Source organism: Listeria welshimeri serovar 6b str. SLCC5334, assembly GCF_000060285.1.
Taxonomy (GTDB): Bacteria; Bacillota; Bacilli; order Lactobacillales; family Listeriaceae; genus Listeria; species Listeria welshimeri.
The window spans coordinates 2748179-2764393 of the sequence record NC_008555.1; the positions used below are offsets into that span (position 1 = coordinate 2748179).

General features: G+C 36.1%; 13 protein-coding genes. 2 read left to right on the forward strand and 11 right to left on the reverse strand.

Translation table 11 applies throughout. The annotated features are described in order from the left end of the window. Positions 1-50: 50 nt before the first annotated feature. From LWE_RS13900 to LWE_RS13910, 3 genes are all read right to left on the reverse strand, one after another. Positions 51-707, reverse strand: a complete 657-nt coding sequence (locus tag LWE_RS13900) for a DUF1129 domain-containing protein (protein ID WP_011703403.1) — start codon at positions 705-707, stop codon at positions 51-53. 70 nt (positions 708-777) lie between these two features. Then, a complete protein-coding gene (locus LWE_RS13905; RefSeq protein ID WP_011703404.1) occupies positions 778-1908 on the reverse strand; it encodes an ABC transporter permease subunit in 1131 nt (376 codons plus the stop codon). Positions 1909-1937: 29 nt separating this feature from the next. Then, the gene (locus tag LWE_RS13910) at positions 1938-2825 is read right to left on the reverse strand and encodes an ATP-binding cassette domain-containing protein (protein ID WP_011703405.1); all 888 of its coding nucleotides are present in this window, start codon (positions 2823-2825) and stop codon (positions 1938-1940) included. Positions 2826-3000: 175 nt separating this feature from the next. On the opposite strand from LWE_RS13910, the gene gshAB reads away from it, so the two are divergent. Further along, a complete protein-coding gene (gshAB, locus tag LWE_RS13915) occupies positions 3001-5331 on the forward strand; it encodes a bifunctional glutamate--cysteine ligase GshA/glutathione synthetase GshB (RefSeq protein WP_011703406.1) in 2331 nt (776 codons plus the stop codon). 40 nt (positions 5332-5371) lie between these two features. On the opposite strand, the gene LWE_RS13920 is transcribed toward gshAB, so the two are convergent. The 3 genes from LWE_RS13920 to licT form a co-directional block, all read right to left on the reverse strand. Next, positions 5372-6820, reverse strand: coding sequence for a glycoside hydrolase family 1 protein (locus LWE_RS13920; RefSeq protein ID WP_011703407.1), 1449 nt, complete (start codon positions 6818-6820; stop codon positions 5372-5374). Next, on the reverse strand, positions 6813-8666 hold the full coding sequence (locus tag LWE_RS13925; RefSeq protein ID WP_011703408.1) for a beta-glucoside-specific PTS transporter subunit IIABC: 1854 nt from the start codon (positions 8664-8666) through the stop codon (positions 6813-6815). Before LWE_RS13925 ends, LWE_RS13920 begins: the two co-directional genes overlap by 8 nt. Positions 8667-8765: 99 nt before the next feature. After that, entirely contained in the window at positions 8766-9602 is an 837-nt protein-coding gene (gene licT, locus LWE_RS13930) for a BglG family transcription antiterminator LicT (protein WP_011703409.1), read from the reverse strand. Positions 9603-10016: 414 nt separating this feature from the next. On the opposite strand from licT, the gene LWE_RS13940 reads away from it, so the two are divergent. Continuing rightward, entirely contained in the window at positions 10017-11195 is a 1179-nt protein-coding gene (locus tag LWE_RS13940) for a multidrug effflux MFS transporter (RefSeq protein WP_011703411.1), read from the forward strand. Between the two features lie 88 nt (positions 11196-11283). Here LWE_RS13940 and LWE_RS13945 read toward each other — a convergent pair whose 3' ends face one another. From LWE_RS13945 to LWE_RS13965, 5 genes are all read right to left on the reverse strand, one after another. Then, positions 11284-11715, reverse strand: coding sequence for an SMI1/KNR4 family protein (locus LWE_RS13945; protein WP_011703412.1), 432 nt, complete (start codon positions 11713-11715; stop codon positions 11284-11286). Between the two features lie 96 nt (positions 11716-11811). Next, on the reverse strand, positions 11812-12201 hold the full coding sequence (locus tag LWE_RS13950; protein WP_011703413.1) for a hypothetical protein: 390 nt from the start codon (positions 12199-12201) through the stop codon (positions 11812-11814). A 174-nt stretch (positions 12202-12375) separates the two neighbouring features. Next, a complete protein-coding gene (ychF, locus tag LWE_RS13955; RefSeq protein WP_011703414.1) occupies positions 12376-13476 on the reverse strand; it encodes a redox-regulated ATPase YchF in 1101 nt (366 codons plus the stop codon). Positions 13477-13625: 149 nt separating this feature from the next. Further along, complete coding sequence (locus LWE_RS13960) at positions 13626-13934, reverse strand: PTS lactose/cellobiose transporter subunit IIA (RefSeq protein WP_011703415.1); 309 nt, start codon at positions 13932-13934, stop codon at positions 13626-13628. Positions 13935-13939: 5 nt separating this feature from the next. Continuing rightward, positions 13940-16210: a glycoside hydrolase family 3 N-terminal domain-containing protein gene (locus tag LWE_RS13965; protein WP_011703416.1), complete on the reverse strand. Its 2271-nt coding sequence runs from the start codon at positions 16208-16210 to the stop codon at positions 13940-13942. Positions 16211-16215 lie beyond the last annotated feature (5 nt).

The window sequence follows — 16215 nt, forward strand, 5'->3', positions numbered from 1 at the left end:
GCGACCTTCTCGCAATATGCAATTTAGGTCACCTGTCCGTATCCGCCTTCTTACAAAGATGGAATATTTTTCTTTTTCTTCACATAGAAACGTAGAGCAATAATAATTGCACCACCAACTGTGTTAACAATCGGACTTAACGCTATATTGATATTTGGAGGAATTGTCACTTGTACAATTGTCATTACAAACATCCATACCGCAATGACCCCGACCGCCACTAGTAAGTATTTTATTGTTCCGCCTTTTTCACCGGCACGCATGTTAGATGCGTATTTACGTAAGATTAGCATTGCAAAACCACCGACAACTGCAGTGATCACTAACACAATAATTCCTAAAGTCTGTGCATTTTTTTGGAAATAAGCACTAATTCCAGAAATCAGCATCATTGCTCCAAGTACAAGGAGCCCTCCGTCAAGTACAAGCCACCATTTATCTGTGTTTTGCTCAACTGGTGCAGATTTTACATCTAAAGAAACAACATATTCTGTTGGTGTTAAATTAAATAATTTTCTTGCTGTTATGCCTTTTTTCTGTTCGGCTAAAATCTTTTCACACATTTCGTAAATAATGATTTCTTGTTGCTCTTCGCCGTAATGAGTTCCTCGCAAATGCTTCTCAACTTCCATTACGTATTGCAAATTCCGCTTTGTTAAATTAGCCTTTAAATCAGCTATTTGCGGTTTATTTATTTCAGTGGTCAATGCTAAATCCTCCCTCACTTATTCTATCCTCTATTATACCGGACTTGCCTACTATAAAAAAGCTATTTTTTTAATTCGCTTTCGACATTTGAAAAAGCCCACGCATTTTGTTCAAAATATAAAGTGCTAAAATAAAACTAGCAATTGTCGCACCTATTCCCCAAGCTAAATAACCAATAAAACCAAGCTCTGTATCCGTGATTGCTAAATTGGCCGTCGCCATCCCAACAAATAACGAAAATAAGACTAAAAATGGCCATTTAACCCATGGAAAAGCAAATAGGTAACCACTTCGTTCAATATGTTGTTTTTTGTATAAAATTAAACTTGCAATAATCATAAGTATACTTAAAATCACACTAAAAATAACAGATTTAAAAGATGGCGACTCGAATGAAAATGGAGAAAATACATTGATATAGTCTTCAAATTTCAAAAGATTAGTCATTCCTGCTTCCCCTTCATCCGGCCAAATAAAGCGATAAAAATTATCCATTGTAGGATTTAACACATTTGGTATTAACATCACCCCAAATGCCACAACCGATGCAGCAATTGGCGAACCAATAAGTAATCCAATTAAAATGGCAACTAAGAAAATAAGAATATAGGTAAATAATCCACCAACAATATCCACCCAAAATTTTGATGTGTCTAACTGAAAATATTCTTTTGGAACGTGCGCCAGAAAATAAGACCAGCCAATCGCAACGGAAGCCACATAACTTAAAATAATAGTAGCAATCCCCATAATCATTTTAACACCGATAATATGTGTGCGTTTATACGGAAGTGAGGCAGTGAAACGATTCCCACGTGTATAACGCTCAAAAATAACTGCCAGAACTCCTAATATAAAGACGGCAATTTTTATTAATGTAAAAAACATCTCTACTTGAAAATAAAACATAAATGGCAGATATTCATTATATTCTGCTTCTACAAAATTTGAATACATCGGCATTGCTAGATAGACCACAGTCAAACTTGTTTTCATTTCTTCATCTGTAGTCTTGTATTCCGGATCTTCGTTTTGTTGCTTTAAAAACGCGCTTGATTCATAATAATCCTTTTGACTTTGCCACCTATCTGCATCCGTAACAAGTCCCAGGGTAATCCCAAGGAAAAATAGTACAGCTACTCCTAAAAGCATCCATCTCATATTGCGCCACTCTCGATACCATAAACCTCGATTAAACATTATTAGCCTCATCCCTCACTTTTATGTCTTTAAATTTCGTAATAATCAATCTTGTCATTAGCTAAATGCACCGTAAAAATATCTTCTATAGAAATGGGCATTTCTTCAAGTAAAACTGGCTCTTCTAATCGTAATTGTGCCACAAATTCATTGGCATTTTCTGTTACTAATAGTGTATATATTCGTCCATTTCGGTATAGTAATTGTGCGTTATCCTTCACAAAAGCAGGTATTTGTTTCGTTTTGAATGCTACTTGTATTTTCAACGCATCATTACGCATATCATCCAAATAATAATCCAACTCTAAACTCGCACCTTTTAAGACAATAACACGATTAGCAACTGACTCTAGTTCATCCAGTCGATGAGAAGCAATGAGCACACTTGTGCCACGCTCTTTCACAGTGTTCGTAATTAATGTTAAAATCTCTTTTTTGATGATCACATCTAACCCATCCATCGGTTCATCTAAAAGTAAATACTGTACATTAATTGAAAAAGCTAAAATAATAAAAAATAAAGCTTTTCGCCCTTTCGAAAAAGACATTAACTTCGCTTTCATTGGTAATTCAAATTGTTCCATCGCATCATTAAAAAAACCTTCATCAAACGTTGTATAAATATTTTTATAAATCTTCACAACCGCGTGCACACTGTATGTATTAAAGTGATTCATATTATCTTCTAAGAAAAATAATTGTTGTTTCACTTCCGGGTGTTTAAACACACTTTTCCCATTTAAAAATACATCTCCCGCATCAGGCAAATAAATTCCCGTCATTGTCGAAAAAAGCGTTGTCTTCCCAACCCCGTTCCGCCCAATAAGCGCCGTTATTTCCCCAGCCTTCAAATCAAATGAAATATCATTCAAAACCAGGTTGTCTTCCATCTTTTTAGTTATGTTCCGAATCTCCATTTTTTTCACCTCTTCCACTTATTATATAAGTTCAGTAGTATTTTTTCTACACTTTTTAAAATTTTCTACTAATTCTCTTTGCAACTGTAAATCACAAACCAATCATTATACTAATTTCACATATTGCGGTAAAATATTTTTATATGAACTTATTTAAAACCCCTGAGGTGAAAACATGATAAAACTTGATATGACAATACTTGATTCTCTTAAAGAAAACAAAGCTCTCCGGAAACTTTTATTTTCTGGTCATTTTGGTTTGGAAAAAGAAAATATCCGTGTAACTTCTGATGGAAAACTGGCTCTTACGCCTCATCCAGCTATTTTTGGACCAAAAGAAGATAATCCATACATTAAAACTGATTTTTCGGAAAGCCAAATTGAAATGATTACTCCAGTAACCGATTCGATTGACGATGTATATAACTGGCTTGAAAACCTCCATAATATTGTTTCTTTACGTTCCAAAAATGAACTTCTTTGGCCTTCTAGCAATCCGCCAATTTTGCCTGCGGAGAAGGACATTCCTATTGCTGAATATAAAACGCCAGACAGTCCAGATAGAAAATATCGCGAACATTTAGCGCAAGGTTATGGTAAAAAAATCCAATTATTATCTGGAATTCACTATAATTTTTCATTCCCAGAAGCGTTAATTGATGGGCTTTATGATGAGATCAGTCTTCCTAATGAATCGAAGCGCGACTTTAAAAATCGCTTATACTTAAAAGTAGCTAAATATTTTATGAAAAATCGTTGGTTGCTCATTTATTTAACTGGTGCAAGTCCTGTTTATCTTGCTGATTTCACAAAAACCAAACAGGAAGAGAAACTTCGCGATGGTAGCAGCGCTCTTCACGACGGAATTTCCCTTCGTAACAGTAATGCTGGATATAAAAATAAAGAATCACTTTACGTTGATTACAATTCATTTGATGCTTACATTTCGAGTATCTCAAACTACATTGAAGCGGGTAAAATTGAAAGTATGCGCGAATTTTATAACCCGATAAGATTAAAAAACGCACATACTGACCAAACTGTTGAAAGTTTAGCGAAGCATGGCGTGGAATATTTAGAAATTCGTTCCATTGATTTAAATCCACTTGAACCAAATGGAATTTCTAAAGAGGCGCTTCATTTTATTCACCTATTCTTAATCAAAGGTTTACTGTCAGAAGACCGCGAGCTATGCGAAAACAACCAACAGTTAGCTGATGAAAACGAAAATAATATTGCACTAAATGGTCTTTCGAAACCAGCAATTAAAAACTGTGACAACGAAGAAATGGCCCTTGCAGACGCTGGACTCTTGGAATTAGATAAAATGAACGATTTCATCCAAAGCTTACGTCCAGAAGACACCTATTTCCAAGCAATCATCGAAAAACAAAAAGAACGCCTGCTACACCCTGAAAAAACGATTGCGGCACAAGTGAAAGAACAATCAGCAACAGCAGGTTTTATCGAATTCCATTTAAATCAAGCAAAAACTTACATGGAAGAAACCGAAGCACTAGCTTATAAACTAATTGGTGCAGAAGACATGGAACTTTCCACACAAATTATTTGGAAAGATGCAATCGCTCGCGGTATCAAAGTTGATGTATTAGACCGAGCTGAAAACTTCCTTCGCTTCCAAAAAGGTGACCATGTAGAATATGTGAAACAAGCCAGTAAAACTTCTAAAGACAACTATGTTTCCGTTTTAATGATGGAAAATAAAGTGGTGACGAAGCTTGTACTAGCAGAGAACAACATTCGCGTGCCATTCGGCGATAGTTTTAGTGACCAAGCACTAGCGCTTGAAGCATTTTCCTTATTTAAAGATAAACAAATCGTCGTTAAACCTAAGTCCACCAACTACGGATGGGGAATCAGTATTTTTAAAAATAAATTCACGACAGAAGATTACCAAGAAGCATTAAATATCGCTTTTAGTTATGATAGTTCTGTGATTATTGAAGAATTCATTCCCGGAGACGAATTCCGCTTTTTAGTAATTAATGACAAAGTAGAAGCCGTGCTAAAACGCGTTCCTGCTAATGTCACAGGTGATGGAATTCATACTGTCCGCGAATTAGTTGAAGAAAAAAATATGGATCCGTTGCGCGGAACCGACCATTTAAAACCACTTGAAAAAATTCGTACTGGCCCAGAAGAAACACTCATGCTTTCCATGCAAAAACTTTCTTGGGATAGCATTCCAAAAGCCAATGAGACCATCTACCTTCGCGAAAACTCCAATGTCAGCACTGGTGGCGATAGCATTGACTATACGGCGGAAATGGACGATTACTTCAAAGAAATAGCCATTCGCGCTACACAGGTTCTCGATGCCAAAATTTGCGGAGTAGACATAATTGTTCCACGTGAAACAATTGACCGAGATAAACACGCTATCATTGAGCTAAACTTTAACCCCGCTATGCATATGCACTGCTTCCCTTATCAAGGTGAGCAGAAAAAAATTGGGGATAAGATTTTAGATTTCTTATTTGAATAAAAAAATCCCAGCTACTTCATTAGTAGTTGGGATTTTTTCTTTACTCCTCTAATCCATTTTCACCATTCGAGCTAATAACATCTTTATACCAATAATAAGATGCTTTCTTTTTACGTGAATAATCGCCTGTTCCATCGTCATATTTATCAACATAGATAATGCCATAACGTTTTGCCATTTCGCCTGTAGATGCACTTACAAGGTCGATACAACCCCATATAGTAAAGCCAATCAAATCAACACCATCTTGAATCGCTTTATGCATTTGGAGAATGTGCTCTTTGAAATAATCAATACGATATGGATCATTAATTGTCCCATCGTCTTCTAATTTGTCAAAAGCGCCTAAGCCATTTTCTACCACCATAAGCGGAATATTATAGCGAGTATATAAGTCATTAAGCGCAATCCGAAGTCCTACTGGGTCCGTCTGCATTCCCCAATCATTTGTTTTTAAATAAGGATTTTCAGCACCACCGATAACACTCTTACCCGAATTTTTATAAGCTGGATCGTTGGACGCACAAAGTGTTAAATAATAACTAAATGTGTAAAAATCAACTGTTCCTTCGCGCAAAACTTGCTCATCTTCTGGTGCAAATTCAATCGTAATACCATTATCTTTAAAGTATGTGTTTGCATAAAAAGGATAATAACCTTTGACATGGACATCGCCACAGAAATGGCTGTGCATTGCTTCGGTTTGCTTAGCTAGCAAGACGTCGGATGGTTCGCAAGTGCGCGGATAACGTGGCATATATGCAATCATACAGCCAATCATGAAGTCCGGATTAATACTATGTCCAAGTTTTACTGCTTTTGCACTAGCAACAAATTGGTGATGAAGCGCTTGGTATCGTACTGTCGGATCGTCTTTTTGATGAAGAAAATCTCCCTCCGCATGACGAATCCCAAGCGATAAATAATTACCAATTTCCATTGTTGAAGTATTAATCTCGTTAAATGTCAACCAATGTTTTACTAAATGCTTATAACGTTTAAAAATCACTTCGCAAAAATGAAGATAATAATCAATCAAATCGCGCGACGCCCAACCGTTTACCTCATTTGTTAATGCTAACGGAATATCAAAATGAGCAATCGTCACTAGTGGTTCAATTTGGTATTTTTTTAATTCGTTAAAAACATCTTCATAAAACTGCAATCCTTCCTCATTAGGCTCTGCTTCTTTTCCAGTTGGGAAAATACGGGTCCAGTTTATCGACATCCGGAATACTTTAAATCCAGCCTCTGCCATTAACCTAATATCTTCTTTATAATGATGGTAAAAATCAACAGCTTCATGACTTGGATAAAAAGTGGATTCTTCTAACTTTGCCGTAATTCTTCTCGGTTCTGTGTGCGTTCCACCTGTAAATAGATCCGCACAAGCAAGCCCTTTGCCTCCTAAATTATAGCCACCTTCAAATTGATTGGCCGCGGTCGCCCCGCCCCACATAAAACCATCTGGAAACTTTGTATTACTCATTTTGTTCACTCCTTAATTCCATTACTTGATTACCTTTTGTTACTGCACCATTATCTTTACTCTCTATCAATGAATATTCATTGGTATTTGTAACTACCATAATAGTTGTTGTATCATATTTTTCTGCAATTTTTTCCATATCAAACGTTACTAATAAATCGCCTTGCTCCACTACATCGCCATTCGTAACATGAGCCGTGAAGTAGTTACCATCAAGTTTCACTGTATCAATGCCTACATGTAACAATATTTCGGCACCATTATCAGTTTGCATTGCAATCGCATGTTTTGTTTTAAAAAGCGAAATGATAGTGCCGTTAGCTGGAGCATATAGTTTACCTTCATTTGGCTTAATCGCAATACTTTTACCCATAATTTCGTCTGCAAAAGTAGTATCATTTACTTCACTCATTTTTACTAATTCACCAGCAACAGGTGCTTGCAAGATTTCTGTCCCAGCTGCTACTTTTTCTACTACAGGAGTTGCTTCTACCAGCTGTTCATCAATACCGAAAATATAAGAAAAAATCAAAGCTACGATGAATGCTAGAGCCATTGCTATTAGCGCGTAAACGAAAGTATCCCCAACAAGACCAGGAAGGCCAGGAATACCACCATTACCTGTTAAAACATAAGCTTTTACACCAAACATCATTGCAAAACCACCACCAGCAGCCCCACCAATTAATGAAGCCATGAAAGGACGTTTATATACCACATTTATCCCATACATTGCTGGCTCAGTTACACCCATTAATGCTGTTAAACCTGTTGAAAATGCTAATGATTTCAGTTTTTTATCTTTTGCTCGGAAAAACACACCGAAAGTTGCTCCCGCTTGGCTCATATTTGAAATATAAGTTAACGGTAAAAATTTATCATAACCATATTTTGCTAAATTACTAATGACAAAAGGTACAATTGCATAGTGCATACCTGTCATAACAATAATTGCCATCGCTCCACCAATTAAGATACCGCCAATGACACCACCATTATTTAATAACCAGTTAATGCCCCCAGATACACCATCACCAACGAATGTACCGAGTGGCCCAATCACAACGAGTGTCAAAGGAACTACGATAAACATTGTAATTAATGGGACAAATAACAGTTTTAAAGAGGTTGGAATAATTCGGTCCACCCATTTTTCCACATAAGACATAATCCAGATTGCTAGTAAAATTGGAATAACAGAATAAGCATAAGTCACTGGAGTTACTGGTAATCCGATGAAATGTGGCACTTTTCCTGCACTAAGTAAAGCAGTTAAGTCCGGATAAAGCAGTGCCGCCCCAATTCCGAGTGCCACAAACATGTTTGCTTTGAAATAACGAGCTGCACTAACAGCAACTAAAATTGGTAGGAAGTAAAATACTCCGTCCCCAATCGCCATTAAAATACGATATGTTTCTGTATTAGTCGCCAACCAATCAAGTGAAACAAATAACGCCATAAAACCTTTAATTAAACCAGCTCCCGCAATCGCAGGAAGAATCGGAGCAAACACTCCTGAAAGTGCATCAAAGATATTCGAGAAAAATCCTTTTACTCCTTTTTGGCGCGTTGTTTTATTCGCTGTTTCTTTATTTTTCCAAGCTGGATTTTCTTCTACTAATGCGTCAAATACTTTAGGTACGTCATTTCCAATGATTACTTGGAATTGATTTCCAGCAATATTCGTCCCCATCACTTTATCTAAATCTTTTAATTGTTGCTCATTTACTTTCGATTGATCTTTTAATTGAAATCGCAATCTCGTAATGCAGTGATAAACCTCATTTACATTTCCTTTACCACCGACTGCCTGTATAATTTCTTTTGCTAACTGATTATAGTCCATGCTAATCCTCCTAAATATAATAGAAAAACCTGAATGTAATGCACCTAAAAAAGCATACAATCATCCAGGTATTGCCCGCCAGTAGCGGTAACAAGCCTATTAGTTATTTTTTCTTTTTAAAAGTCGTTCAATATGAAGCGCGAGATAAAATTGTTCTGAATGGCTCATAGTAAACTGATAATTCTTCTCCAAAAACAGACCGATTTTTTCAATACATTCGAAAATTACTGTTCTACTTTTCTTGACTGTTTGGTAGAGAAACTCATCCATTTCGTCAATCGTCTCACCAATAATGACGCGCTGACAGAAAAACTTAAGATGCGTCATAAAACGATAATAATTCGTGCTTTCCTCATCAAATTCAATGTTAAAATGGTATTTAATAATAGAAATAATTTCTTGAATCAATTGCATAATGTGCGTGACATCATTCATATCACTATCCACTTCAGCATTAACAAAATGAAGCGCTATGTTAGAAATTTCGGCTTCTGGCAACTCCAGTTTAAGCTTGTCCTCTACCATTTTTGCAGCATCTTTTGCTACTGCATACTCTTCTTGATAAAAGCGTTTCACTTCCCATGAAAGCGGGTTTTCAATAACTACATTTTCTTGTAATCGTTGCGTGGCAAAGTATAGATGATCCGAAAGAGAAATATAGATAACATCACTAATATCTTTTGTTGTTTTCATTTTGAACAACTTCACAATATCATCAGTTACTTCTAAAAATTGTATTGGAATTTCATTTACAATCATTTTGAACTTATCAATTGTATCGTCCTTCAACTCAAAAACTTTTTCGATTTTCGATTCATTAATTGGATCACCCACTTTAGAATTAAAGCCAAGCCCCTTTCCTAAAATCAGTAACTCCTGCGCATCCTCGCTAATCGCACTTACAATATTATTATTAAAAATCCTCTCAATTCTCAACTAAATCACCACCTATTTGAAGCAAAATAAAAAGAGCAATACCACACATATCAGCCAAAAAAACTAATATCTGGTATTGCCCGCATTACCGGTAACAAGCCTCATGGATATAGTAACACCATATGAAATCGCTGTCAATGACGTTTTGGAAGATTTTTTAGATAAAATTTTTAACATACTAATTTTGCCAGCTTTTCTTTTACTAGGAAGTCAGAACAAATCAACTCCACCACTTTATCTTTCCACCCATCTATACTACAATAAACTTGAAACAAAAAACGGAACAATTATCCGTTTAAAATAGAAAGGGGTGACTACATGAATTTTTATGAGCGTATTAAAATCATGGTCCCACCATTTCCCTGTAAAGGATGTTTTTTTCCCAGATAAATAAATAATTCAGGAGAGTTTTTTATGGAAAAAAACATCGAAACAAAGAAAATCAATTTGGCGCTACTCGTTTGTCTTGTTGGTTTTCCGCAAATTAGTGAAACTATTTATACACCTTCTTTGACTGAAATTGCCACAAGCTATGGTATCTCATTAAATCTGGCTCAGATGACTTTAAGCATCTACTTTCTTGCTTTTGCCGCTGGTGTATTCTTTTGGGGAGTGAGTTCAGATTATCTAGGGCGACGTAAAGCCATGAACTTTGGGATATTTATTTATATTCTTGGGTGCCTGGTTTGCCTTATTTCTAGTAATATTACAGTGCTTTTTATCGGCCGTTTTATTCAAGCTTTTGGTGCTAGTACGGGTTCTGTTACAACACAAACAATTTTACGAGATAATTATCATGGTAAAAATCGCCATCAGCTCTTTGCAAAAATATCAGCTGCCTTAGCATTTTCACCCGCAATCGGTCCATTAGTTGGTGGATTTATCGGACAATTTTACGGCTTTCGCGCAGTATTTTTATGTTTAGTAATTATGGGGATGGCGCTGTTTTTCTGGAGTTTAAAACGATTGCCAGAAACTAACACTGTTACAACTACTTCGTTTAGCGTACAGGAAATGCTAGTAATTGGTAAAAAAATGATTTATAACCGCTATACCACTTCTTTTGGTGTATTAATTGGGATTTTCAATGGAATTTTGTTTAGTTACTATTCAGAAGCACCAACTATTTTCATGGAGAAGTTTCATTTTAGCCAGAGTCAGTATGGCTTTATGGGGTGTGCTGTGGCCGCAGCAACGATACTGGGCGCTTGGCTCTCTAATCTGCGCTTAAAACAGAATTCGCCACATAAAATAATTAAAGAAGGGATTTTACTAGCCCTGTTTGGCACTACAGCCCTTAGCACAGTTGCCCTACTCCCGCTAAAAATCCAAGTAATAATGTATATTCTCTTCATTTCTATTATCTTAGTAGGAATCGGCATGGCACTACCAAATTGTTTAAGCTTAGCATTAGTAAAATTTCAAGAAGTTGCTGGAACGGCTGGTGCCTTTTTAAGCTTAGGATACTATGTAATTGTCAGTATTTGTACGTTTTTAATCGGAGTTTTTCACACCGGATCCATACTTGTATTTCCAATATTTTGTATCGTATTGCTTCTAATTGCGCTTATTTGTATAAAATTTAGTAAATAGAAAACAGGAAACTTTTTATAGCCATTTGCGAAAAAAGATGGCTTAAGAGAGTTTCCTGTTTATTTTAAAGTTAAGTTAGTTGGATTTTTTATATGATTTTCAGTATAGTTGAAGCCAATAGTTCTTGTAGCGAATTATACAACAACTCGCTTTCTCCAGAGTCATGAAAATAGATAGTTATTTTCCCAGCCGTATCCATTAAAATTGGATTTCCCGAACCGTCATCTGAAATAACGTAACTATTTCTTAATTCCCTCGGGACACTTTCTCCGTAAGTGTCTCTAAACTTTAACGTGAAATCGACTACTGTCGCTTTGCCAATTAATGACTCATTACTAAATGCATGGATACTTATCCCAGCAAATGCACCACCAAACCGCTTTATAAAATTAATATATTGCTCGTTAAACTGCACATTCAAGAGTTTCTGAGCTTCATTTATTTGATCCGACGTCGCAGGTAATCCCCTCAACTCAACAAACTCTTCAAAAAAAGCATCTAATTTCAAAAATATATCCATATAAATATTCTCCTCAAACATTTTTTGTTTTTTCAATTCATTACTATGACTTTCAAGTATCATTTCTTTTTAGTTAGGATAATGCCAATATTGTCATTAAAAATCTGTAATATTAATTATCACAGAACTCCCAATAAAAATGTTCCGCAAATAATTGAAAAACAAATTCATATCCACTTTATTTGGATTAAAGCTTATTTTTATAACCGAAACTCCAATTTCCTTCACTTTGTCTTCAGTAATTCTCACTTCTATTAAATGTTTTTTCACTTTAACTAAATTTATTGCATTAGCATACTCTCTTGATGACTCACTAGTTTGAAATCCAATAGAATCATTAGTGTCTACTCCATCTTCATCAAGTCTAGATATTATAATATAATTGTTAGGCGCAATCTCGTCATCTCCAATGCCAATAGTAACAACATCATTTTCGGTATAGCAATTTATAATTGTTGCATCAAAAATCAATTGTCTATCATCCATCGCTTCTTCCCTTCCATCTCAAGAAATTAATAACTTTTTATTGGAAAAGCTCTCATAATAAAGTATAGCATGCTTAATTTTCAAATAAATTGTACATTTTATGACTTTATTTAAATCAAAAAAACAATCTCCTGACAATTATGCGTGTCAAAAGATTGTTTCACGTGAAACATATTAAACATTAAAGCGGAAATGAACAACGTCTCCATCTTTCATTTCATATTCTTTACCTTCTAAGCGTACTTTACCTGCTTCTTTTGCAGCTTGTTCTGAGCCATATTCAAGCAAAGCATCATATGCGACCACTTCGGCACGAATGAACCCACGTTCGAAGTCCGTATGAATGATTCCCGCGCATTGTGGAGCTTTCATACCTTTAATGAATGTCCAAGCACGAACTTCTTGAACGCCTGCTGTGAAGTAAGTCGCTAAGCCAAGCAATGTATACGCGGAACGAATCAATTGGTCTAAACCGGATTCTTCAATTCCAAGCGCTTCTAAAAACTCAAGCTTATCTTCATCTTCAAGTTCAGCAATTTCTTCTTCAGCACGAGCACAAACAACGATAACTTCGGAGTTTTCAGCCGCAGCGAATTCACGCACTTGTTGTACATATTTATTATCATCCGGACTAGAAACATCTTCTTCACTTACATTCGCTACATATAAAACTGGTTTTCTTGTAAGTAAGAAAAGGTTGCGAACAATTTTTTCTTCTTCTTCATTAAATTCAATCGCACGAGCTGGCTTGTCATTCTCAAAAGCATCACGTAATTTAACTAAAACGTTATATTCAGCAACAGCATCTTTATCTTTTTGTTTAGAAAGCTTCTCAACACGTCCAATACGCTTCTCTACCGTTTCTAAATCAGCTAAGATTAGTTCCAAGTTGATTGTAGAAATATCGTCTAGCGGGTCTACTCGGCCTTCTACGTGGGTAATGTTTTCATCGTCAAAACAACGCGTAACATGACAAATCGCATCTACTTGGCGGATATGGGATAAGAATTTATTTCCAAGCCCTTCGCCTTTACTAGCACCTTTTACAATTCCGGCGATATCAGTAAATTCAAAAGTTGTTGGAACGGTTTTTTTCGGTTTTACAAGTTCTGTTAGTTTGTTTAATCTGTGGTCAGGAACTTCTACAATTCCTACGTTCGGGTCAATCGTCGCAAACGGATAATTCGCAGCCTCTGCTCCTGCTTTTGTGATTGCATTAAAAAGTGTCGATTTCCCAACATTAGGAAGCCCGACAATACCAGCTGTAAGTGCCATTATATATAAACTCCTTTTCATTAACTTCATTTTCAAATGCCCGTCAAATAGACATTTTTTCACTAACGTATATTATAAAGGTTTTTCAAATAAAAAGCCACCCACCAAAAAACGAAAACCCTTTAATCAGCAAAGGATTTTCGTTTTTATTATTTCATTTCTTTCCAAATAGCAATCATCTCATAAGCTACATCTCGCAATGTATAAGTTGTCATAAATTGATCTTCCGCATGCATAAAGAGGATGGAAATTTGTACATCCGAACCATCAGCTTCTTTTTGAATTAGCTGTACATGGTTTTTATGACTTTGGCTTAGAAATTCATTAGCTTCGTCTATTTTATCATAAGCTTCTTTGAAATTTCTTTGTCTCCCCAACCTCATCGCTTCAATAATACAACTTCTTGCAGCACCAACAGAACTGATTATTTGAAATGATGCGAGTTCCATTCCTTCCATTTTTGTTAACCTCCTATGATTGAAACTCGCCCTGTTAATTTAGTATCTGAACTTCCACCAACGAAAATTTCTATACCACCGGGCTCTACCTCATATTTATTGTTAATTGACCATATTTCAAAGGTTGATTTAGTTAACTTAAATGTCACTTTAGCTGTCTCATTCCCTGCAATACGAATCTTTTTAAAAGCTTTTAGTTCTTTTTTTCTTCTAGTTATACTTGCTTCTATATCATGAATGTAAAGCTGCACTACTTCTACTCCAGCTAAATTAGAAGTATTCTTCACGTTTACACTCACTTCAACATATTGCTCATTATTGAGTTCTGATATTGTGATAACATCTTGTTTCATTTGTAAATCTAGATATTCAAAAGTACTATAACTTAAACCATAACCAAATGGATAAAGTGGCTTTCCAGTTAAATCAAAATAATCTTCTTTATATTCGACTGCCTTTTGATTATAGTAGATAGGAATCTGACCAGAAGATCTAGGTATGCTAACTGGTAATTTACCTGAAGGATTGTAATGCCCGAATAGAACCTCAGCAATTGCTTTTCCTCCCATGCCTCCAGGATACCAAGCAGTAAGAATGGCATCTGCCTCAATACTAATTTCAGGGATTGCAATTGGTCTTCCTTGAATCAGTACAACGATTACAGGTTTACCAGTGCGCTTCATTGCATAAAATAAATCTAGTTGTGGTTGTGGAAGCGTGATATCAGAAACATCAACGTTTTCACCCGCATCCATATTTGGACCCTTAGAGCTTACCGCGCCATTACTCAAAAATTCCATATTAAAATTCCTTGCACTCGAACCGCCTAGCACCATTACAATTGCATCTGATTCTCTAGCAATTTCTTCTGCTTTTTGGATACCGTCTACCAGCTTTTCACGAATTTCAGTACCTTTTTCAGAAAGGACTTCCCAATTTTTGGGAACTAAATTTTTTATTCCTTCTAAAACAGTGACACATTCTGATTCATTTTGCGGAGCTGTATAGTCCCCCAGCTGATTATAAAGCGCATTTATACTAGGACCTATAACAGCCAATTTTTTTCTTTCACCCACTAAAGGTAATGTTTCAAAGTCGTTTTTCAAAAGGCAAATACCTTCTCGAGCAGCTTGTAAATTTAGTTGCTTCCAATCAGACTTAGGTGCTTGAATTTCTTCCGCCACAAATGGTTGCTCAAATAGACCTAACTGGAATTTCACTTGGAGAACTCTTCTCACAGCATCGTCCACAATTTTTTCATCAAGGATATTTTTTTCTACACTTTCTTCAAGAAACGGAAATACTTCATCCCACAAACTCAAATCCACACCAGCTTCAAGAGCCATTTTTGCCGCTTTTTTGGGATCGGGATTTAGTTTTAATAATCTATCAAGTGCACAGCCATCCGCCATGACGATTCCAGAAAATCCCATTTCTTCTCGCAAAATACTTGTTAATAGTTCTTTATTAGCATGACAAGGAACTCCGTCAATCTCATTATATGCTGCCATCACACCAAGAGCGCCACTTCTAATTCCCGCGCGTATTGGGTCTAAGAAAATCTCTCTAAGTTCTCTTATACCAATAGAAACGGGTCCAGAATTATGACCACCAACAGGCTCACCTTGTGCTGCAAAATGCTTTAAAATAACTGCAATTTTCCCATCTGATTGGAACCCATCTGTAATTGCCGCTGTTAATTCTGATGCAAGATACGGATCTTCCCCATAACACTCTTCGGCGCGACCCCAACGTGGATCCCGAAGTATATCTAAAGCTGATGCAAGCGCTAGATGAACTCCTTTTTCGGAAATTTCTTCAGCGATTGCATGTGCAACTTGTTTTTGCAACTCTGGATGAAAAGAAGCTGCACGAGCTAAATTTACTGGATAAGACTCACTGTCTAATGCTTGGTGGCCGTGCGGAACTTCCTCAGCTAATAATACCGGAATCCCTAAGCGCGTATTTTCAATCACATAACGTTGAATTTTGTTAGCTACTTTACCAGCATTTTTTCGACTTACACCTGTGTCCTTATTCATTTTAGACCATGGATCAGCTCGAAAAAGACCATATAAAGCACCAATACCCTCAAACCTAGTTACTTCTTCTTTAAATTTTTCTGTGATTTGAAATGTTTCGCCATCTCTTGAAAAAGCTTCCCATCCATACATTCTTTGGTTTAACTGACCACATTTTTCTGCTAAAGTCATCTTGGAAAGTAAGTCTTCTACACGTTTCGAAACAGGTTTATTCTTATCCAAATAAATAGCCATATCCT

Bases quoted from the DNA above. Each gene is read 5' to 3' on its own strand.
- LWE_RS13925 (WP_011703408.1), bottom strand. From the start codon at position 8,666: ATGGACTATAATCAGTTAGCAAAAGAAATTATACAGGCAGTCGGTGGT.
- LWE_RS13905 (WP_011703404.1), bottom strand. From the start codon at position 1,908: ATGTTTAATCGAGGTTTATGGTATCGAGAGTGGCGCAATATGAGATGG.
- LWE_RS13965 (WP_011703416.1), bottom strand. From the start codon at position 16,210: ATGGCTATTTATTTGGATAAGAATAAACCTGTTTCGAAACGTGTAGAA.
- gshAB (WP_011703406.1), top strand. From the start codon at position 3,001: ATGATAAAACTTGATATGACAATACTTGATTCTCTTAAAGAAAACAAA.
- LWE_RS13920 (WP_011703407.1), bottom strand. From the start codon at position 6,820: ATGAGTAATACAAAGTTTCCAGATGGTTTTATGTGGGGCGGGGCGACC.
- LWE_RS13960 (WP_011703415.1), bottom strand. From the start codon at position 13,934: ATGGAAGGAATGGAACTCGCATCATTTCAAATAATCAGTTCTGTTGGT.
- LWE_RS13940 (WP_011703411.1), top strand. From the start codon at position 10,017: ATGGAAAAAAACATCGAAACAAAGAAAATCAATTTGGCGCTACTCGTT.
- LWE_RS13945 (WP_011703412.1), bottom strand. From the start codon at position 11,715: ATGGATATATTTTTGAAATTAGATGCTTTTTTTGAAGAGTTTGTTGAG.
- LWE_RS13950 (WP_011703413.1), bottom strand. From the start codon at position 12,201: ATGGATGATAGACAATTGATTTTTGATGCAACAATTATAAATTGCTAT.
- LWE_RS13910 (WP_011703405.1), bottom strand. From the start codon at position 2,825: ATGGAGATTCGGAACATAACTAAAAAGATGGAAGACAACCTGGTTTTG.
- ychF (WP_011703414.1), bottom strand. From the start codon at position 13,476: ATGGCACTTACAGCTGGTATTGTCGGGCTTCCTAATGTTGGGAAATCG.